This is a genomic window from Algoriphagus algorifonticola, from assembly GCF_007655305.1.
Taxonomy (GTDB): Bacteria; Bacteroidota; Bacteroidia; order Cytophagales; family Cyclobacteriaceae; genus Algoriphagus; species Algoriphagus algorifonticola.
Window position 1 is genome coordinate 23,788 of sequence record NZ_VLOG01000026.1, and the last position, 19,936, is coordinate 43,723.

At 39.5% G+C, this 19,936-nt stretch carries 17 protein-coding genes and 1 riboswitch; of the genes, 5 read left to right on the plus strand and 12 right to left on the minus strand.

Annotated features, from left to right (window positions below):
• Window positions 1–153: 153 nt before the first annotated feature.
• From FL972_RS05665 to FL972_RS05675, 3 genes are all read right to left on the minus strand, one after another.
• Window positions 154–1,359 (minus strand): hypothetical protein, encoded by a 1,206-nt coding sequence (locus FL972_RS05665; protein WP_144604107.1) that lies wholly within the window; start codon window positions 1,357–1,359, stop codon window positions 154–156.
• A gap of 230 nt (window positions 1,360–1,589) precedes the next feature.
• The gene (gene rseP, locus FL972_RS05670; RefSeq protein WP_144604108.1) at window positions 1,590–2,903 is read right to left on the minus strand and encodes an RIP metalloprotease RseP; all 1,314 of its coding nucleotides are present in this window, start codon (window positions 2,901–2,903) and stop codon (window positions 1,590–1,592) included.
• Complete coding sequence (locus tag FL972_RS05675) at window positions 2,903–4,069, minus strand: 1-deoxy-D-xylulose-5-phosphate reductoisomerase (protein WP_144604109.1); 1,167 nt, start codon at window positions 4,067–4,069, stop codon at window positions 2,903–2,905. Before FL972_RS05675 ends, rseP begins: the two co-directional genes overlap by 1 nt.
• 171 nt (window positions 4,070–4,240) lie before the next feature.
• Here FL972_RS05675 and FL972_RS05680 point away from each other — a divergent pair, with 171 nt between their 5' ends.
• On the plus strand, window positions 4,241–5,725 hold the full coding sequence (locus FL972_RS05680) for a S1C family serine protease (RefSeq protein WP_394344569.1): 1,485 nt from the start codon (window positions 4,241–4,243) through the stop codon (window positions 5,723–5,725).
• Window positions 5,726–5,808: 83 nt separating this feature from the next.
• Entirely contained in the window at window positions 5,809–6,222 is a 414-nt protein-coding gene (locus tag FL972_RS05685) for a nucleotidyltransferase substrate binding protein (protein WP_091655092.1), read from the plus strand.
• Between the two features lie 3 nt (window positions 6,223–6,225).
• Here the strand turns inward: FL972_RS05685 and dnaA are convergent, their stop codons facing one another.
• The gene (gene dnaA / locus FL972_RS05690; RefSeq protein ID WP_144604111.1) at window positions 6,226–7,656 is read right to left on the minus strand and encodes a chromosomal replication initiator protein DnaA; all 1,431 of its coding nucleotides are present in this window, start codon (window positions 7,654–7,656) and stop codon (window positions 6,226–6,228) included.
• Window positions 7,657–8,017: 361 nt separating this feature from the next.
• On the opposite strand from dnaA, the gene FL972_RS05695 reads away from it, so the two are divergent.
• From FL972_RS05695 to FL972_RS05705, 3 genes are all read left to right on the plus strand, one after another.
• Window positions 8,018–9,409 carry a methylmalonyl-CoA mutase family protein gene (locus FL972_RS05695; protein ID WP_186300015.1) on the plus strand — a complete coding sequence of 464 codons (1,392 nt, stop codon included), beginning with the start codon at window positions 8,018–8,020 and terminating at the stop codon, window positions 9,407–9,409.
• Complete coding sequence (scpA, locus tag FL972_RS05700; protein ID WP_144604113.1) at window positions 9,406–11,520, plus strand: methylmalonyl-CoA mutase; 2,115 nt, start codon at window positions 9,406–9,408, stop codon at window positions 11,518–11,520. The genes FL972_RS05695 and scpA overlap by 4 nt, the downstream gene beginning before the upstream one ends.
• A 77-nt stretch (window positions 11,521–11,597) precedes the next feature.
• Window positions 11,598–13,478, plus strand: coding sequence for a TIGR00341 family protein (locus tag FL972_RS05705; RefSeq protein ID WP_144604114.1), 1,881 nt, complete (start codon window positions 11,598–11,600; stop codon window positions 13,476–13,478).
• Here FL972_RS05705 and FL972_RS05710 read toward each other — a convergent pair.
• The 8 genes from FL972_RS05710 to FL972_RS05745 form a co-directional block, all read right to left on the minus strand.
• Complete coding sequence (locus FL972_RS05710; RefSeq protein ID WP_144604115.1) at window positions 13,475–13,858, minus strand: hypothetical protein; 384 nt, start codon at window positions 13,856–13,858, stop codon at window positions 13,475–13,477. The two genes, FL972_RS05705 and FL972_RS05710, sit on opposite strands and share 4 nt — an antisense overlap.
• 89 nt (window positions 13,859–13,947) lie before the next feature.
• Window positions 13,948–14,388, minus strand: a complete 441-nt coding sequence (locus tag FL972_RS05715; protein WP_144604116.1) for an SgcJ/EcaC family oxidoreductase — start codon at window positions 14,386–14,388, stop codon at window positions 13,948–13,950.
• Window positions 14,389–14,482: 94 nt separating this feature from the next.
• The gene (locus FL972_RS05720) at window positions 14,483–14,806 is read right to left on the minus strand and encodes a 2Fe-2S iron-sulfur cluster-binding protein (protein WP_091655085.1); all 324 of its coding nucleotides are present in this window, start codon (window positions 14,804–14,806) and stop codon (window positions 14,483–14,485) included.
• A gap of 15 nt (window positions 14,807–14,821) precedes the next feature.
• The gene (locus tag FL972_RS05725; protein ID WP_091655084.1) at window positions 14,822–15,826 is read right to left on the minus strand and encodes an NAD(P)/FAD-dependent oxidoreductase; all 1,005 of its coding nucleotides are present in this window, start codon (window positions 15,824–15,826) and stop codon (window positions 14,822–14,824) included.
• Between the two features lie 72 nt (window positions 15,827–15,898).
• Window positions 15,899–16,348 carry a MarR family winged helix-turn-helix transcriptional regulator gene (locus FL972_RS05730; protein ID WP_091655083.1) on the minus strand — a complete coding sequence of 150 codons (450 nt, stop codon included), beginning with the start codon at window positions 16,346–16,348 and terminating at the stop codon, window positions 15,899–15,901.
• Between the two features lie 79 nt (window positions 16,349–16,427).
• Entirely contained in the window at window positions 16,428–17,405 is a 978-nt protein-coding gene (locus FL972_RS05735; protein ID WP_144604117.1) for an ABC transporter ATP-binding protein, read from the minus strand.
• A 1-nt stretch (window position 17,406) separates the two neighbouring features.
• A complete protein-coding gene (locus tag FL972_RS05740; protein WP_144604118.1) occupies window positions 17,407–18,432 on the minus strand; it encodes an iron ABC transporter permease in 1,026 nt (341 codons plus the stop codon).
• Window positions 18,422–19,564, minus strand: coding sequence for an ABC transporter substrate-binding protein (locus FL972_RS05745; RefSeq protein WP_144604119.1), 1,143 nt, complete (start codon window positions 19,562–19,564; stop codon window positions 18,422–18,424). Before FL972_RS05745 ends, FL972_RS05740 begins: the two co-directional genes overlap by 11 nt.
• A gap of 95 nt (window positions 19,565–19,659) precedes the next feature.
• A riboswitch (cobalamin riboswitch) is annotated at window positions 19,660–19,888 on the plus strand.
• Window positions 19,889–19,936: the final 48 nt, after the last annotated feature.

A 19,936-nucleotide genomic window follows, 5' to 3' on the forward strand; every position in this document is an offset into this window, starting at 1 on the left:
ATCAAAAACTTAAAATATCTGCGACTTTGGAAATCTCTACTGAGCCTCTAAAAATTTTTACTAGTGAATACCTATCAAAAATTAAACTAAAGGCTTTATCTCCGAAGTTTAATTGATTCAAAAGAAAATTCAAAACTTAGGTAAAAAATTCAATTAAAATCTTAATCCTATCTTGCCCGAAAAACCTCTCATTGAATATTTTCTAACGTCTGAAGCTTCGAAGTCCAAGGTGCCTATCTTTGGAAGAGACTCATACTGAAGTTCAAAAAAGGACCATTTTTGGTTGATTTGTTTCGAAAATCCCAGTTTCATTATTCCTCCAAATCGAATGGGGTCTAAGACGAGTAAGACAGGATCCCTGGGCCTCGTAATAATCCTGTATGGCTCCCAATCTTGCATAAATTCATATTCTGAAATTTCAGAAATCATTTCTTTCTTTAAGAAATTCATACTTACTCCAAGTCCAAAATACAAGTCTTGTTTTGGTCTTTGAATCAGTCGGTAGGTTAAGTATCCCGGAATTTGAATATTTCTGATTCTAAACTCCTCTTCATAGCGTTCCCTTTGCCCTCCTGGCTTTAACTCAGGAGCGTGAATCCAACTATCCCCTACTGAAAAAAATCCAACACCCACTTCAGCTCTCATTCTAGGAGACAGCTTATTGAAATCCATGGTTAAAAGCACTTCTGGCCTAAAAGCAAATCTTTGATCTCCAGTTCCATTTGAAATCATATTATCCGAAAAGCTACTGAATCCAATAGCTGCGGAAACCCCGAAATCTACATACTTCTCTTTTTCCCCGATTATTTCGAAATTCTTACCGATGCAATGATGATAGGAGATCAATAATTTTTCAAGTGAAGGATAAGAAAGAGAGGTACTATTGATTTTATCATTAAAATCAGATGCACAGTCCCTAAGAGCAACATACAAGACCCCTAAATAGGATTTTCTTTTTTCTCTTCTAGATTGTTCCATTCTCGACAGTCTGTTATCCTCGCTAAGTAAAACCGCCTCCCCATCAAACATCAAATAATAATTTGATTCATAATAGCCTAATGAAACAGCTCCTTCTATCAGAACCTGAAAAAATTGTTTGGCGCCTGAATTTCGCTCCTTCAGGGAGCTGTATTTTTTCCCATTTTCAAATTCAAACCCGTCAATTTCAGATGGGGAAAAGGAAACAAACCCTTCCTGAGTAACTACTTTTAGAACTTTATAGGTACTTGCCAGTCCTTGAGGAGCTAAGGAATAATTTTGATCAGCCCCGTTTACAAATACTTTTACTTGGGAATTTTGACCGTTCGATTGTTGTAGACTCCAAAAAAAACCAAGAACAATTAGGAGATATTTTACCATAAATTAAAATTTATATAAACTAATAATTTTTAAAATTCATTTCAAAAAAATTAAGTTTTAAAAGATTTAAAGAACTGATTATCAAAGAGTATTTTTAAAAAAAATCTACCTGAAAAAAGAAATCAAAATTCTTTCACTTTCCTTCCAGAAAAATTGAAGTACCTCTTACACCTTAACAAAAAAAGGCTGGTAAAAAACCAGCCTCTTCAGAATCAGAAAGTTTATTCTCCTTAAATGAAGAACTTCAAAATATCATTCCCTATGGCAAACACCATCAGGGCTAACAAAATAACCATTCCTACTTTCTGTGCATTTTCCAAAAACTTATCGGATGGAGCTCTACCTGAAACCATTTCGTAAAGCAAGAACATCACATGACCACCATCCAAAGCAGGAATAGGCAGAAGGTTCATAAATGCCAAGATCATGGATATCAAACCCGTAATACTCCAGAATTTAGTCCAGTCCCATTTATCTCCATAAATTTTAGCCATTCCGATCGGACCACTGACATTTTTTGCAGAAACCTCACCGGTAAACATTTTACCAAGTGCTCGGGCATTCAAGATTACTACTCCAAATGCTCTTTCTGTTCCTTTAGCCAATGATTCTCCAAAGCCAAACTTTCTGCTTACAGGCTCTAGCAATGGATTGACTGCAATGCCAATTCGCGCATCGTCCGATACAGCTATTGCCATGGTATCTGTAGCTGACTCAGATTGAACTACAAATTGAGCAGTATCATTTTTCAGATTTTGCAAGGCAAGCTGCATTTCGTCAAAATACTGAATTGACTTTCCATTTACAGCAAGAATTTTATCTCCTTCTTTCAAGCCCGCAGACTCAGCTCCACTTCCCGGCTCGATCATTCCAACTTCAAACGGAAACCTTACTGAAATGAACTTGCTAAATGCATCTTCATTATTGAAGGTATTGATAAAACCCTTAGGAATATCAACTCGGACCTGTTCGCCATTTCGCTCAACTGTGTAAAAACCGTTTTCGCTCAATAGAACATTTCCACTGCTTAAATCATTGATGCTTTGATAAGGCTGTCCATTCACGTCCAGAATTTTATCTCCTGTCTGAAGGCCTATTGCCTCTGCATATTCATAGGCTACGATTCCATTTTCAACTACTTGATCTCTGGAAAAATAAGTTTCCCCATTATTGTAAACCAGGAAAACAAAAATGACTATACCTGTGATCACATTGACGATAATCCCGCCCAACATCACGATCAGTCTCTGCCAAGCTGGCTTAGCTCTGAACTCCCAAGGTTGGGGCTCTGAGGAAAGTTGGGCAGTATCCATGGATTCATCCACCATACCGGATATTTTCACAAAGCCACCCAAAGGAATTGCTCCTATTGAATATTCAGTTTCACCCCATTGGAATCCTGCAATTTTTGGAGGAAACCCAATAGAAAATTTCTCTACTCTCATGCCAAACATTTTGGCAGTCAATAAGTGACCCAACTCATGTAAGCCTACCAAGATTGACAATCCCAGCAGCAATTGGCCCACCATAATCAATGTATCCATTATACTTTACGCTTTATTAATTTTTCTGTAATTTCTCTTGCCTGCTTATCCGTGTTAACATAATCCTCCAGGCTTGGATGTGCTATGAAATGAGCTTTTTCAAGAGTTTCTGCTATCAAATCCGACATCTCTAAGAATCCTACTTCATCTTGAAGAAATGCTGCTACAGCAATTTCATTTGCTGCGTTGAGAATGCATGGAGCATTTCCTCCTTTAGCTAAAGCATCAAATGCCAACTGTAAGTTCCTGAAGGTCTTTAAATCAGGTTGCTCGAAAGTCAAATTAGGATACTTTAGGAAATCAAATCTTTCAAAATCACTTTTCAATCTGTGAGGAAAGCTCAAAGCAAACTGAATGGGAATACGCATATCAGGCAAACCAAGTTGTGCCTTGATTGATCCGTCTTCAAATTGGACTAATGAATGAACGATACTTTGGGGATGAACGACTACCTCAATCTGTTCGGTTTGAATCCCAAAAAGCCATTTTGCCTCGATCACCTCCAAGCCCTTATTCATCAAAGAAGCTGAATCGATAGTGATTTTCGCTCCCATATCCCAATTTGGATGCTTCAAAGCCTGAGCCTTCGTGACAGTTTCCAAAAAAGCCCTGTCTTTGCCTCTGAAAGGACCTCCTGAAGCTGTAAGAATGATTTTTTCTATAGGATTATGAAATTCCCCTACCAAACATTGGAAAATCGCCGAATGCTCTGAATCTACAGGATATATATTGACCCCATTTTCTTTGGCTAGTTGGGTGATGATTTCTCCTGCCACCACCAAAGTTTCTTTATTAGCCAAAGCTATTTGCTTTCCAGCCTTAATGGCATTAACAGTAGGGATTAGCCCGGAGTAACCTACCAAAGCAGTAAGCACCACATCAATGGTCTCCATTTCCACGACTTGGGCAATGGCTTTCTGGCCGGCAAAAACTTTAATATCATGAGGAAGAAGTGCTTCCTTCACTTTCTGATAATTCAACTCATTGCCGATTACCACAGCATTGGGCATAAACTCCAATGCTTGGGTAATCAATAAATCACAATTATTTTGGGCAGTTAGAACCTCGACGACAAAGTCCTCGGGATGCTGACGAATCACCTCCAGGGTTTGTGTACCAATACTGCCGGTGCTACCCAGGATGGCTACGCGCTTCGCTTCTTTCATTCAGTTTTACTTTTGAGGAAAACAACCTTCTAAATTTGGGAAGGTTTAATCCATAGGCTGACAAAATTACAAGATGCCTAGACTTTTCCTTGTACAAATCGTCAGTTTTTAATCAATGGAAAAATTTTTGAGGGATTTCCATCTTAAAAGATGTGAATATTCTTACCCTAAATGGAAAAAGGACGTCAAATTGTTAAAAGAAAAGACATGGAAAATATTCTCAAAACTACCGGGATTTCCTTTCTGGCAGGTCTGGCGGGAGCTGCTTTCTGGACTTCTTTGGAAATATCGGAACCAAGCAGAGGTGATTTTGACCAAAAAGAGCCACTGACAGAACAAACACAATTTACCTCTCGAAACAATGCGCAAGCTGTCCAAAGCTACCAAACTAATCCTCCGGTATCTTTTGTAGCAGCATCTGAAAACAGTACCGAGTCAGTAGTATTCATTAAGAATTTTTCAGGAAGTGACCCAAGGAGATACAGCATGTTTGATTATTTCTTCGGCACTGGTCCTACCCAACAGGTAAGTACTGGCTCCGGAGTAATAATTTCTCAGGACGGATACATCGTTACCAATAATCATGTGATTGATCTGGCAGAGACCATTGAGGTTGTTCATAAGAAGAGAACTTATCAAGCCAGACTGGTAGGAACGGATAAAAATACTGATATCGCTGTTCTGAAAATTGAGGGAGAAAATCTTCCCGCTATCAAAAGAGGATCGTCCCGAAACCTCAAAATTGGAGAATGGGTAATTGCGGTTGGGAACCCTTTTAACCTTACCTCCACGGTCACGGCAGGAATCGTTTCAGCCAAGGAAAGGCAGATCAACATCCTTGGTGGAGATTTTCCTTTGGAAAGTTTTATTCAAACAGATGCACCAATAAACCCAGGAAACTCAGGAGGAGCACTGGTCAATGTGGAAGGTGAACTAGTCGGCATCAATACTGCAATTCTTTCCCGCACCGGTTCTTATACCGGATATGGCTTCGCTGTTCCGGTGGATATCGCCATGAAAGTTGCCAACGACCTAATCCAATATGGAGAAGTACAAAAAGCAATTCCGGGAATTGACGCGGTAGAGATTACGCCGGAACTAGCGGAAGAAATGAAAATCAAAACCTTAGATGGAGTTATTGTCACTCATGTGGTAAAGCAAGGCGCTGCGGACCAAGCAGGTCTCTTGAGAAATGATGTGATTACTCAGCTAGGTAATCAGCCTATCACAGGAATGGGAAGTTTTGAAGAGGCACTTTCTTATTATTACCCAGGAGATAAACTTGCCGTAACTTTCATCAGAAATGGAGAAGTGAAAACTGGTACGATGACACTTCAAAATCTGGAAGGCGGAACTGGTGTCCTCAAAAGAGAATTTTACAGCTCCAAACTTCTGGGTGCCAGACTTGAAGCTGTGAATACTATTGAAAAAGACCGGCTTGGGATCCAGTATGGTATCAAAATATCTGCCTTGTCCAGAGGATACTTACGAGATTTGGGATTGAGAGATGGATTTGTGATTACTCAGATCAACAGAGAGCCTGCCAAAGACCCGAAAGCAGTAGGAAAATACCTGGAAGAATATAGTGGTAGACTATTAATTGAAGGTGTAGCATCCAATGGACAACCATTTATGCAGAGTTATACGGTTAGATAATTTCAATTCAGGAGGGAAATACCCTCCTGATTTTTTTCTGCCTTTTCAGATTAAATTTTTATCTTGAAGAAAGCTTAAGACTTATGAAATCTCTCCCTCAATCCTGCGAAGATTGCTTCAAAGAATATCAAGCAGCCTTAGAAGATTTGAATAATTTTGCCCACAGGGCTGATTTTGCCAAACTCACAGACTCTCAATCCAGAGAATTGATCATGAGTTTTGAGGTAACTCATGAATTGGCTTTGAAAGTGATTCAGAAATATTTTGAGAAGCAGGGTAAAGGACCTTTTTCAGGTTCCAGAGATGCTACTATAGAAGCATTTCATGCAGATTTGATTGATGATGGAAAAGTTTGGCTGGACATGGTCATAGACCGAATTCAATACAATCCAGTTTATCCAATAGACACTCAAGGCAAATTCTTGGAGAACATCCAGAAAAGGTATATTCCAGCTTTAGGGAAATTTGAGGAAACTATCGATAAGATTCTAAACTAAACCTTAGTAAGAGCGCATTTTGAATTTTTTCTTCAGCTCATTGACAGCATTTCTAAAAGTACTGTCAGTTTCAATCATATCATTTACTGTCTGAACAGCATGAATAACCGTAGAGTGGTCCCTACCTCCAAAATGATAGCCTATGGACTTTAAAGAATGGTTGGTAAACTCCTTTGAAAAATACATCGCAACCTGTCTCGCCACAACAATTTCTTTTTTCCTGGTTTTAGCCTTTAAATCATCCTGATTGATACTATAATACTCTGAGACAGTTTTTTGAATAAAATCTATCCCAACTTCAGTTTCTATATCCTTGATGATATTTTTCATCACGGTTTTAGCCAATTGAAGATTGATTTCTACTCTATTCAAAGAAGCATGTGCAATTAGTGAAATTAGAATTCCTTCCAGCTCTCTAACATTGGTATCTACCGTGTATGCCAAATATTCCACTACATCATCCGGGATGAAAATTCCCTCTGACTGCATTTTTCTTCTGATAATGGCAACTCTTGTCTCAAAATCAGGCATTTGCAAGTCCGCAGTCAAACCCCACTTAAACCTCGAAAGTAATCGCTCTTCCAACCCCTTCAAATCTCTTGGTGGGCAATCGGAAGTCATAATAATTTGTTTCTTACTTTGATGTAGGTGATTAAAAATATGGAAGAACATTTCCTGCGTTCTATCCTTTCCTGCCAAAAACTGAATATCATCAATGATCAGCACATCTACCTGCATGTAAAAGTTGGTGAAACTTTTCACATTCCCGTCTTTGATGGAATCCATGAATTGATTCACGAATTTCTCGGAGGAAACATAAAGGACGAACTTATCCTCAGGTCCATTTTTTATTTCGTTCCCAATAGCTTGTACTAAGTGAGTTTTACCCAATCCAACTCCCCCATATACCATGAGTGGATTGAAAGAGGTGATCCCCGGTTTAGTAGCTACCGCAAATCCTGCAGATCTAGCCAATCTATTACAATCGCCTTCTATGTAGGTATTAAAGGTATAATTTGGATTCAGATTGCTTTGAGTCAAAGCTTCGGCGCCCAAAGATTGCATCTCGAAAGGCGTCACTTTTTGCTCAGTGGCAGAATTAGCTTGATTTCCCTGTTTTTTATTACCGTGATTTCCTTGAGGGTATGAAACTACATAGGGTTGATTGGAAGAATTTCCACGATCAACTACTACAGCATATTCCAATCTACCTCCCTGACCCAATACGGTTTTGATAGCAAGTTTTAATTCTTGGATATAATTATCTTCCAACCATTCGTAAAAGAACTGGCTGGGGACCTGAATGGTCAGACTCGTCCCTTCTAGTTTAACCGGATTGATCGGCTTAAACCAAGTTGAAAAGCTCTGCTCATTCACGTGTTGTTCTATGACACGTAAACATTCATTCCAAACTGCATTAGCTTCTGAACTCATTTGAGAAGGTTTCTAAAAAACAATGACCCGGACGGATTCGTACAAGGGTGTCAAATTTGTACAAAAATCATTTAAATAAAAAATCCATTTTAGGTTGAAAAAGTTAAATTTTAGGCATGGCGAAGTTATTTTGAATTATTTTCGACTTTACCTAAAATTATCAAATTGAACATTTCATAGTAAAAAAGTATCTCCGTTGGTTCAAATAGCCATATTCCTGACAAAGTCTCCCTGATATTCAACAACTTATATTTAGATAGTCAATCTATTTTATGGTTTTAGGGTTTACCCTCACATTTAATTATTTTTGGAGACCAAGATGAAGGCAAAGGCCTTTCTCATTACAATACAAAACCCAAATATGATACGCCCTGATTTTTATCCATTTCCTGTCAAAAGTAAAAATGATTGGCTAGAACAAATCCATCAGGATCTCAAAGGAAAAGATTTTGAAAAAACCCTGGTAAAAAAGGTGTGGGGAGAAATCCTACAGCAACCTATTTATCATTCGGAGGATTTGGACTTCAATCCTCAACCAATGACTTTCCACCCTCCTTCTGAGATTCCCGGACTTAGTCCAAGGCTATGGTCTAATGCTGTTTCCATTTATCCTTCGGACTCTCGTTTGTCCAACAAAGAGATTTTAGAAGTACTTCAAAATGGCGCTGATGCATTAATCATCCATGCTTCAGGAAATGAAGACTGGGAGAAGATATTAAAGGATGTCCTGCTTCCATATATCACACTTTATATTCTTCCTGAGAAAAATCCACGGAAGGTAAGAGACTCATTTTTTCAATTTATTTCTAAAACAGAAACAACGCTTCATGGAGGCTTCTTGAATTCTCCCTTTGATGAAGTATTCGGTACAAATCTGAATTTATCAGATTCTGTTCAATATTTCGAAGCTGAGTTTAACAAATGGAAAAAGTACCCTAACTTTTCTCCACTAGTTCTGAATTTTGCCAGATATAGAAATAGCGGCGGGACAGGAATTCAGGAACTAAGCTTTGGTTTTGGCGAATTGATTGAATTGATAAGCTCTATTTCAGATGAGAAAAGTACACTTCAAGATATCTTTTCAAGAATTGGAATTCACTCCTCAGTAGCCGGAGACCATTTTCCTGAAATCGCAAAATTGAAAGCCCTAAGAAAGATTTGGGCGATGATTGGGGCGAAATTTGGGGTCGAATCAAATCCATCGAATCTTCAGCTTTTGGTGTCTACTTCCACTTGGAGTAAATCCCTGATTGATAAAAACACCAACCTAATCAGAGACAGCTATGAAGCAATGTCCGGGATATTGGGCGGCTGCAATTGTATTTGGGTCAGACCCATCCAAGGGAACGATGCAAGTAACTTAGAAAAAAGGGTAGCTAGAAACATCCCATCAATCTTGAAAGAAGAAAGTTATTTGGATAAGGTAATGGACCCATCAGCTGGCACTTACTATCTGGAAAAGCTTCAAGAACAAATAGAAGATGCTGTTCAAAACAAAATCGCCGAATTGGAAAATGAAGGCGGTTGGGAGAAAGCTTTTGAAGGAAGAAAAATCCACCAACAAATTCGAGCTCAGCGACTGAAAATCCAAAAAGCTGTTGAGAATTCAGAGATTTCGAAAATCGGAGCCAACAAATTCAAAGCTCAGGGAAAACTCATCGACAACCTTTCTTCAAAGGATTTTTCAGAAGAGGAAAGTGAATTAATTGAAACAAGAGCAACAGCTTTATTAGAAACCCAAAATCACTCATGAGACCAGATTTTAACTCTTGGAAAAAGCCCTCTGTAGCTAATGATACCTTGTTAGAGAATTTATGGGATTCTCCCGAACAAATTCAGGTTCCTCCTTCTTTCGATCCGGCAACTCTTAAATTGGCTCATGTAGACTTTGTAGCTGGAATCCCTCCTTATCTCAGGGGACCTTACAGTACAATGTATGTAATGCGTCCTTGGACTATTAGACAATATGCCGGATTCTCCACAGCAGAGGAATCCAATGCTTTTTATAGAAGAAATTTAGCAGCTGGGCAGAAAGGCCTGTCAGTGGCCTTTGATTTAGCTACCCATAGAGGCTATGATTCTGACCATCCCAGAGTAGTTGGAGATGTCGGGAAAGCTGGGGTTGCAATTGACTCAGTCGAGGACATGAAAATACTTTTTGATCAAATCCCTTTGGATCAAATGTCAGTTTCCATGACGATGAACGGAGCTGTGGTTCCAATCATGGCATTTTACATTGTCGCGGCGGAAGAACAGGGAGTTTCTCCTGAAAAATTAAGCGGAACCATTCAAAATGACATTTTGAAAGAGTTCATGGTAAGAAACACCTATATCTACCCTCCCCAGCCTAGCATGAAAATCATCGCGGACATTTTTGAGTTTACCTCTCAGAAAATGCCTCGATTCAACTCCATTTCGATCTCAGGTTATCATATGCAGGAGGCTGGCGCAACTGCCGATTTGGAACTGGCCTACACTCTGGCGGATGGACTGGAATACCTGCGAACTGGAGTAAAGGCAGGTTTGGACATTGATGATTTCGCACCAAGGCTTTCATTTTTCTGGGCAATTGGAATGAATTATTTCATGGAAATTGCCAAAATGAGAGCAGGCAGATTACTCTGGGCTAAAATTGTAAAGCAGTTTAATCCCAAAAATGAAAAATCACTCGCTCTGAGAACACACTGCCAAACCTCCGGATGGTCCTTGACAGAGCAAGATCCTTTCAATAATGTTACCAGGACAGCAGTAGAAGCTTTGGGTGCAGCTATGGGGCATACTCAATCTTTACACACCAACTCGCTGGATGAAGCCATTGCCTTACCCACTGATTTCTCAGCAAGAATAGCCCGAAATACACAATTGGTTTTACAGGAAGAAACTGGAGTCACAGATGTAGTAGATCCTTGGGGCGGCTCCTACTATGTGGAATATCTGACTGATCAACTGGTGGAAAGAGCCTGGACGCTGATCGAAGAGGTAGAAGGCTTGGGTGGTATGGCAAAAGCTATTGAGGCAGGATTACCAAAACTTAGAATAGAAGAAGCTGCTGCCAAAAAGCAAGCTAGAATAGATAGTGGAAAAGATATCATTGTAGGAGTAAACCGATATCAGGTAGACGAGAAATCAGAAATTGAACTTTTAGAAGTAGACAATCAATCCGTAAGAGAATCTCAAATTCAACGAATCAATCAGATAAAGTCCACACGAAATCAATCTGAAGTCAAAAGTGCATTAGAGGCTATCACGGAAGCTGCGCAAAGCGGAAATGGAAATCTCTTGGCTCTAGCAGTGGATGCGGCGAGAAAAAGAGCGACTTTAGGGGAAATTTCCATGGCTATGGAGAAAGTATTCGGAAGGCATCAGGCCCAAACCAAATCTATCACCGGTGTTTATGCAGCAGAAGTGAAAAATCAGGAATCATTTAAAAAAGCAATTGCCCTTTCCGATCAGTTTGCCGAACTGGAAGGAAGGCGACCAAGAATTATGGTAGCCAAAATGGGGCAGGATGGACATGATCGAGGTGCAAAAGTCATCGCTACAGGCTTTGCTGATTTAGGATTTGATGTCGACATAGGACCATTATTTCAAACACCAGAGGAAGTGGCGGAACAAGCCATAGAAAATGATGTGCATATTGTCGGTGCTTCTTCTCTGGCCGCAGGACATAAGACTCTGATTCCCCAATTGATAGAGGCTTTAAAAAAATTTGGCAGACCAGACATTATGGTGGTAGCCGGTGGAGTCATTCCTGCTAAAGATTATCAATTCCTTTTCGATCAGGGAGTTTCGGCAGTTTTTGGCCCGGGAACAGTGCTTTCTGAAGCTGCGATAAAAATTCTCGAAAAACTTTTGGAAGAATAATAAGCAGCCCTCCTCGGAGGGCTGTTGTTTTTTATAGTATCTACTAGTATTCAGCTAAACAATAGCTATTTTTAAGTATGCGGGATTTCGTATTAGTTTTTGATCAAAATCTTCCTGAGGAAGATCAAAATTCCTTTTTTGAGAAACTGGAAGTTCAACCTCAATCCAAACTTTCATTTGATCAATTTAATCTTCAAGACTATTCTTCAAAGGATAACATTTTGTTTTGGGTCAGTGATGAGCAAAGCAAAAAGATTATCGAAGAGGCAAACAAAAATAGTCCATCCATAGCTTTTCTCCCCCATCCTGAACTCATCCTAATCGCCAAATCTTTGGGAGTGGCATCTTCCAAAGAAAAAGCATTTAACCACTTTCTTGAAGCAGAGGAAGTAGAGGTATTTGATTTACTTGAAATCAACGGGGAGTTGTGTATGAATTCCCTGGTCATCGGAGAATCCCTTAGCATCTTGTATGATTCTTTTGAAAATAACTTTTTTCAAAACCTAAAAGAACGATTTCGAAGGTTTCTAAAACTTTTCAGAAGAGTAAAATTGAAAAGTTATAAAATCACCTACGGAAAAGAAGAAGAAAAAACCATTGAGATTGCTGCCATGGGCATCTTGGCAGTTTCGCATTGTGAGAGCAACCTTATTTTCAAACGAGTCATCAAAGATTCAGGATTGAATGAAGGCTTGATGCATGTAATTATTTTGGCCCCAAAAAGCCTTTTTTCAATCATTCGGTTTGGTCTTCAAAACCTCTTTTTCCCAATTAAAGGAAGTGCAATCCCAGACTTTTTGAGCTATATCTCCACTGAAAAAATGACTATAGAAAGTGAGGAAGAGTTTACTTTCGCTTCGGATGGTCAAGAGAATAAATCCCAAAAACTGGAATTGGGAATTTCTAAAAACAAAGTAAGGATATTTTCTGATTTTGATTCAAGCAAAGAAAAGGAAGAAAAGAAGAAGGAGCTGAATGTTTCTTCTTTACCTATGGGAAAATTACGGACGGAACTCACAAAAGGCTACCTTCCTTGGGTAAGGCATGCAACTTCTGAAGAGTTCAAGGAGCTATTTACTTTATTAAAACAAAATTCTCAAACCTCCTCCACTTACCTGGTACTCATGGCCTTATCCACAATGATCGCAACTTTTGGACTTTTCGGAAATTCAGGTCCGGTGGTAATCGGAGCTATGATCTTGGCACCCTTGATGGGACCCATTATTTCCTTGGCAATGGGCGCTTTGAGACAAGATGGAATTCTCATCAAAAATAGCCTGATCACCATATTTTGGGGAGTAGTGTTGGGGATCATTTTTGCGGTATTTATCACTTGGCTTACTCCGCTCAAAACCATGAATTCTGAGATATTAGCCCGAATTCGTCCCAATTTATTGGATTTGGGGATTGCTGTGGCTTCAGGGATAGCAGGAGCATATGCTCACTCCAAAGAAGAAATAGCCAAAACTTTGGCAGGTGTTGCAATTTCTGTAGCATTGGTACCCCCTTTAGCCGTAGCTGGTATTGGACTGGGATGGGGCAACTGGAATGTGTTCTGGGGAGCATCCCTGTTACTCGGAACGAACCTAGCGGGGATAGTAATGGCTGCAGCATTGACATTCATGCTTCTTGGATTTAGTCCATTCCGCCTAGCTAAGAAAGGAATTTTGATCAGTGTGGGGATTTTAATTTTGGTGACCGCACCATTAGTGCTGAGCTTCAGAGAAATGGTTCGGGAAAATCAATTAATTCAACAATTGAGTGGAAAAGAAATTCCACATGGTTTACTCAGGGATGTAAAAGTCATAGGCCTCAGTCCTTTACGTCTTTCTGTGACTATTCTTTCTGACCATGAATTAAGCAATCAGGATTTTAAAGAGATCAAAGAAGAAATAGAAGAAAAAATCCAACAGCCTATTGAATTAGAATTAACACTCGGAGTTAAGCTTTTTGATTAATTCTGGTATATCAAAATAGGCTTACCATTCTCGCAACGTACTCCCTTTGGTTCTCCTACAAACATACAATCAGAGAACCGATTATTCTTTTTATTGTCTTCAGCCTGCAAATGATTGTATTGCTTGACCTTCTTCAAAAAATCATCCACGTTAATTTTCTTTGAATAAGCAATATATTCCCATGGCCCGCCGCATGGTTTACTCCCCAGGGCAACATACCCCCAATCATTTGAATTATTACAGGTTTCGGACTCTGCCGTCTGCTTGATTTCAGCATAAAGCAATTCCAATTCCTCCAGCGTATAAACTCTGTTTTCAGATTCAAAAAGCTGGCAAGAGGATAAAATTAAAACCGATAGGATGACGAAATACCTTTTCATAAATAGTGCTTAAAAACTAACTTTAATACGAAGCTGCTGAAAAAAATGATACATCAACTCTTGAAAAATTTTTGAAAGAAAATTTCAGATCAATCCCTTGGGTCCATATTTCTAATAGCTGAAATCAGCCATTTCCCCTTCTTCTTAACCAATATAAAGCTACTCCAGAGCTTCCTTTGAGTTCCGTCCGCTTGATCTATAAGATACCTGGCATCTACCATTGCCACTTCGCTGGACAAAAACTTAATCTTTTCAACTTTCAAAACTCGAGATCCAGGGTTATTCACTGAACTTTTTACCATCCCTGAAATTGCTTCAGTTGCCCCATTGCGCCATTCACCACTGGACACCAATTGATCAATATCTTCTGTGAAAATAGATTTTAATAAAACCGAATCCCCAGTTTCTCTTGCCTTTTTATAATCATTGATGACTTGATTGATTGCCACAGAATTTATTTTCTGTTCATCTGTAATTTGAGAAAAACCAAATCCAGGGAGCAAAAGGAAGAATAGAAGAAGAAATCTCATATCATTTCGATTTATCTTTAGTCAATATCCGAAAAATTTAATAAAAAAAAACCACCCATTACTGAGTGGTTTCGAATAGTTGAGTATAAATATTCTAGACGACGTCTTCTCCTCTGAGCTTAATTACGGCTCCTTCCAAGACGTCAGAAATTCTAATTTGACATGCAAGCCTGGAAGTTGGGAAATATTCAGGCAGGTTTTCCAACTGGTCAAGTTCTGCATCAGTTGCATCTCCCAAGCCATCTTTTCCTTCCAAAATTTCAACATGACAGGTAGCACAAAGAGCCATACCCCCACAGGTTGCCAATACAGGATAATCAGATGCTTTTAGAATTTCCATCAGGCTGAAACCCATGTCATCTGGAGCTTCGACAGGCTGACGATTACCGTCGTTATCTTCTACAATGAAATTTACCATGACGCAAAAGTAGCATTAAAATGAGTTTACACCATTGACTGTAGTGTATTTAAAGCTCAATTTTTGATCAGGATAAACATATTTAAAGGCAGAATGCATCATAATAGCAGCTTCGTGGAATCCGCAAAGGATCAACTTCAATTTACCCGGATAGGTATTGATATCTCCAATTGCATATATTCTTTCCACCCCAGTAGAATAATCTCTTGTATCTACTTCTATGGCATTCTTATCTATAGATAATCCCCAATCTGCGATTGGACCCAATTTCGGACTTAATCCAAATAGAGGGATAAGATAATCTGTGTCGATTTTGATTTCAGCTTTGGATTTGTCCTCCAAAGTCACTGAGTTCAACTTTCCGTTTCCTCCAACTTCTTTCAAATTAGCCGAAAGGATCAAATCAATTTTACCCTGATTGGCTAGGTCGAATACTTTCGCAGCAGAATCAGGTGCACCTCTGAATGTCTCATTCCTGTGCACCAGAGTTACTTTTTGTGCAACATTGGAAAGGAAAATAGTCCAGTCCAAAGCAGAATCTCCTCCACCAGCAAGCACCACTTTTTTATCACGGAAGGTTTCTGGATTTTTCACCATATAAGTGATTCCCTTTCCTTCAAATGCATCCAAATTCTCCAAAACAGGCTTTCTTGGTTCGAAGCAACCCAAACCACCCGCAATCACAATCACTTTTGCGTGAATATGCGTTTTATCGCTGGTAGTCACCACAAAGCTCCCGTCTTCCTGCTTATCCAAGTGGTCAACTCTTTCTCCCAAAGTGAAAGTTGGAGAGAATGGCTTGATCTGTTCCATCAGGTTATCCACAAGCTCCTGAGCTTTAACTTCAGGATATCCCGGGATATCATAGATAGGTTTCTGAGGATAAATTTCGGACAATTGACCACCTACTTGTGGTAGGGCGTCAATCAAATGACATCGCATTTTGAGCAATCCTGCCTCAAATACTGCGAATAAACCGACTGGTCCAGCTCCTATGATGCAAATATCAGTATGAATCATCTTGTATAAACTTTATGGGAAAACCCCTTTAAATTCAAATTGTTCGTATAATTACTATTAGTACACTAATTATTATTCTTCCATCACCTGACCATCCAAATTCTGATAGATTGTATTCAGAATTCTCTTAAACTCGTCAAAATCATTCTCGTTTAGATTTTCCCAAGCCTTTTCTCTAATCTCCAGAATTTTTGGTCTCAGCGAAGTCACTTTAGCCACCCCAGAATCCGTCAGATGAAGCTGAAAACTCCTTCTATCCTGAGGATGGGGGATTCGCTCAACATACCCTTTCTTGCAAAGCAAATCGATAATTCGAGTCAAAGTAGGATGATCTTTGAACACCAAATTCGCAAGCTCAGTCTGACTCAATAAGCCATGTTCCGATAAATTTTTCAAAACTAACCATTGATCGACAGTCACATCAAAATCTCCCTGTTTAAACTGCTGCTGAGCGTACTGCTTGACCTTTCGTGCTGTACGGTCAAGTAGGAAGGAATATTTTGCGAATTGCTCTTGTGTCATACAAATAATTAGTGTGACAAATATATAAAAAAAGTGATTCAGAAATACAATTCTCTACTTTTTCTATAGGGATAATAACTTACTTATTCCCAATCCTCAAACCGCCGATAAAGGACTCTATAGAACCGTACTCTTTACCTTTATGAAAAATAAATAAAGGCTCATTTTTAATCCTAATCGGTCCATTCACTTGATATATTCCTGCTTTTGTCAAGGCCTTTTTCAGCCAAAAAATCAATTCCAGAGGGCCTTCAATATCAAAATCTCCAGGCTGGTTTTTGATTTCAACTCTTCCCCGCTGGGTATTAAACTCAAATTTTTCCTGAGGAAAAAGATGATTAATATTTCCGGAAATCACCATGTCTTCAGGAAGACCTTTCAGGAGATCCTCTCCGCAGTTCATCAACCAAATCTGATCAGAACTCTCTAAAGCAATATCCAAATCATGCGTAATCACCAAGACACACTTTCCCTTTTGAACCGATATCTCTCGCAGCAATTGCATGATCTCGTAGCGATTTACTAAATCTAAATGCGCTGTGGGTTCGTCCAAAACCATGATCGGAGAATCTTGAGCTAGGGCTCTAGCTATAAAAGCCTTTTGGCGCTGCCCATCAGACAGATCAGAAAGCCTCTCATGTTGGATATATGCTATTTTCGTATCCTCAATAGCCTTGTAAACTGCCTTTTTATCCAAATCTGATAAATATCCAGACCAGTTCAGATAAGGAGTTCTGCCCAAGCTGACGAGTTGAGTAACGGTCATATTCCCCGGAATAAAAGGCTCCGTCAAAACAACTGCTAGATTCTTTGCGAGTTCTTTCTGAGTAAATTGATTAATCGATTTGCCTTGAACAGTCAATGTTCCTTCCCAAACGGGAAGTCTTCCCATAATCGCTTTGATCAAGGTTGACTTACCCACCCCATTAGGGCCCAATAAACAGGTGAGTTCCCCGGAAAAAAGCTTAAAGTTTATTCCTTGCAACACTTCTTTACGGGATTTACCGGATTGGTAACCCAAAGACAAATTAGCACCAACAATTACTTCTCTTCTCATATCAGAACTCTTTGCTGAAGTTTTTTCGAAGAACCAAGCCTATCACCAAAGGAGCCCCAATCAAGGAAGTTACAGCATTGATTGGCAAGCTTTGAGCAGATCCGGGAAGCTGACCTACCGCATCGCAGAGCAATAATAAAATAGCCCCACAAATACCTGAAGCCGGGAATAATATCCTGTGATCGGAAGTTTTCCAAACTATCCTGGCCAAATGCGGCACCGCAATCCCGACAAAGGCAATAGGACCGCAAAAAGCCGTAATTGCCCCAGCGAGTAATCCCGTACTGCCAATCATCAACCAACGCAATCTATTTGGATTAACTCCCATACTTTCTGCATAAGATTCTCCCAAAAGAGATGCATTGAAAGATCGGATAGAAAATATCACCGGAATCAAACCCAGAAACACCACAAATGACAAGAGACCAACCTGATTCCAACCTAATCCACCTAAGCTACCCAAAGACCAGATGGTAAAAAGTTTCAATGCCTCGGCTCCGGAAAAAAACGCCAAAACAGAGATGATAGCAGAAACCGCTGCTCCGAACATGATCCCAACAATTAATAAAGTCATGCTATCCTTGACTCTCCAAGCTACTAAACTTACTAGTGCTAAAATCAACCCAGCTCCCAATGTCCCTGCAAAAGCAGTGGCCCAAGGACTGATGGCAGTGGAAGCAAAACCAAAAATTGATCCTGCCAAAATCAAAATGGCTACCCCAAAACCTGCCCCGGAACTTATTCCCAAAACATAAGGACCTGCCAATGGATTCCTAAAAAAAGTTTGCATTTGAAGCCCGGAAATACTGAGGCCTATACCCGCTAAAACAGCGACAATCGCCTTCGGAAAGCGATAATTCAAAATAATTTGTTCAAAGGATGCCCTCTCCCACTTGTTAAAAAAAAGACCGTCCAATAATTCTCCAGTAGAAATAGTAACAGAACCCAAACTAATATTCAGAAAAAGGCTCAGTACTAATACAACTACTGATACAATTAAAAGAAAACTGTTTCGGCTACTTCTCATCCAATCTGGTATAGAAATAAAGTTCGTAATCTGGAAGCAATTCCGGATGAAGGATTTTGATAATATCCTTCAAAACCCAATCTGGCCGCATATAGCCTAATTCAAAGTATTCTAATCCTCCTTTAGGCCCCTTTTTACCCGTATAGGTAAAGACATTCCTTTTCTGAAATGCAGCAAAAGACCGATATCGGGGCTCATTACTACCCATTTCTTCCAAGTTAGAAAAATCAGCCGAACCTATCCAGAAATCAGAATTCAAGGCTTGATCCAATACAAATTCATAATTCAATTGCAAACTCCCAGTGCCGCTCTTATCACCAAATATATACTCTCCTCCTGCATTTTGAAGAATTTTGGCTCCCCAACTATCCGCCCCGGGAGCATACCAAATATCTTGATACAACACTCCGGAAAGCACAGTTGGCTTGTTAGTTTCGATTTCTTTCACCAATTCCAGAGACTCTAGATAATCCTTCTCAATAGCCTCAAATACTTCCAAAGATTTCTGATAATCACCCAGTAATACTCCTGTAAATTTGATCCATTCAGCCCTCCCCAAGGGATGCTGCTCTACATACTCCCCATTAATCGGAGCAGGGATCCCCGCGTTTTTTAGCAGTTGTAAACTTTTCAAATCCTCTCCCAAAGTGGATATCATCACCCAATCCGGGTTTAAATCCAAGATCAACTCAATATTGGCGGAAGGAGCTGAACCCAAGTCTTGTACTTCCCCTTGCTCAATTCTTTCCCATACTTTGAGGGATGAAATCAAATCCAGATTAGGGAAGGCTCTGAGTTTGGAGGTTTGCCCCAAAAGATCCAAATGAGGAATCTGGGTTGTCGATGTCAAGACAATATGTTGGGTGGGTAATTTAATAAACCCATCAAATTCACCTTCTGGAGGAGTTTGATTTTCTTCAAGTACTAAGTAGGTAAAATCCTCTTCTGCGCCGGTCCATGGTTGAGTTACTGTAAGAACCCAAAAGCCATCCCCTTTTTCAATTTCAAACCCCTGTGCATAAGAAAGGCTAATTTTTTCAGTTGAAAAAACCTGATCTCTCTGCTTTTTTTGACAGGACAGAGCACTGACAATCAATAGAATAAAAATTTTACAGAAAAGAATTCGCTTCACCTGAATCTGATTTTTGAAAGTTCAAAGTAAGGATAAGATCAGTCGCTTTACAAAAAATGTTTTCAAACTGCTTTTTTCAGATTCGAAATGATTCTATGTTTGCATCAGAAACAGGTTCCCGATCTAAAACTTAGATCAGGGATTAATAGGGAATTCGGTGAAATACCGAAGCTGTCCCCGCAACTGTAAGTCTGCGCTTTTCTGATTTACTCAGAAATTTGAAAAGCTTTCGCTAAGCAAAGCCATTGAACCATTTTTTTTTGGTTTGAGAAGGCCAGTGAAAGTCAGACAAGCCAGGAGACCTGCCTGATTCTGTTGATTCTGTGCTTTCGGAGGAAAAGCGAAGAAGACATGCAATTACTGGGTTTAGTA

Coding starts and splice junctions, on each gene's coding strand:
- FL972_RS05665 (WP_144604107.1), bottom strand. CDS start 1,359: ATGGTAAAATATCTCCTAATTGTTCTTGGTTTTTTTTGGAGTCTACAA.
- rseP (WP_144604108.1), bottom strand. CDS start 2,903: ATGGATACATTGATTATGGTGGGCCAATTGCTGCTGGGATTGTCAATC.
- FL972_RS05675 (WP_144604109.1), bottom strand. CDS start 4,069: ATGAAAGAAGCGAAGCGCGTAGCCATCCTGGGTAGCACCGGCAGTATT.
- FL972_RS05680 (WP_394344569.1), top strand. CDS start 4,241: ATGGAAAAAGGACGTCAAATTGTTAAAAGAAAAGACATGGAAAATATT.
- FL972_RS05685 (WP_091655092.1), top strand. CDS start 5,809: ATGAAATCTCTCCCTCAATCCTGCGAAGATTGCTTCAAAGAATATCAA.
- dnaA (WP_144604111.1), bottom strand. CDS start 7,656: ATGAGTTCAGAAGCTAATGCAGTTTGGAATGAATGTTTACGTGTCATA.
- FL972_RS05695 (WP_186300015.1), top strand. CDS start 8,018: ATGATACGCCCTGATTTTTATCCATTTCCTGTCAAAAGTAAAAATGAT.
- scpA (WP_144604113.1), top strand. CDS start 9,406: ATGAGACCAGATTTTAACTCTTGGAAAAAGCCCTCTGTAGCTAATGAT.
- FL972_RS05705 (WP_144604114.1), top strand. CDS start 11,598: ATGCGGGATTTCGTATTAGTTTTTGATCAAAATCTTCCTGAGGAAGAT.
- FL972_RS05710 (WP_144604115.1), bottom strand. CDS start 13,858: ATGAAAAGGTATTTCGTCATCCTATCGGTTTTAATTTTATCCTCTTGC.
- FL972_RS05715 (WP_144604116.1), bottom strand. CDS start 14,388: ATGAGATTTCTTCTTCTATTCTTCCTTTTGCTCCCTGGATTTGGTTTT.
- FL972_RS05720 (WP_091655085.1), bottom strand. CDS start 14,806: ATGGTAAATTTCATTGTAGAAGATAACGACGGTAATCGTCAGCCTGTC.
- FL972_RS05725 (WP_091655084.1), bottom strand. CDS start 15,826: ATGATTCATACTGATATTTGCATCATAGGAGCTGGACCAGTCGGTTTA.
- FL972_RS05730 (WP_091655083.1), bottom strand. CDS start 16,348: ATGACACAAGAGCAATTCGCAAAATATTCCTTCCTACTTGACCGTACA.
- FL972_RS05735 (WP_144604117.1), bottom strand. CDS start 17,405: ATGAGAAGAGAAGTAATTGTTGGTGCTAATTTGTCTTTGGGTTACCAA.
- FL972_RS05740 (WP_144604118.1), bottom strand. CDS start 18,432: ATGAGAAGTAGCCGAAACAGTTTTCTTTTAATTGTATCAGTAGTTGTA.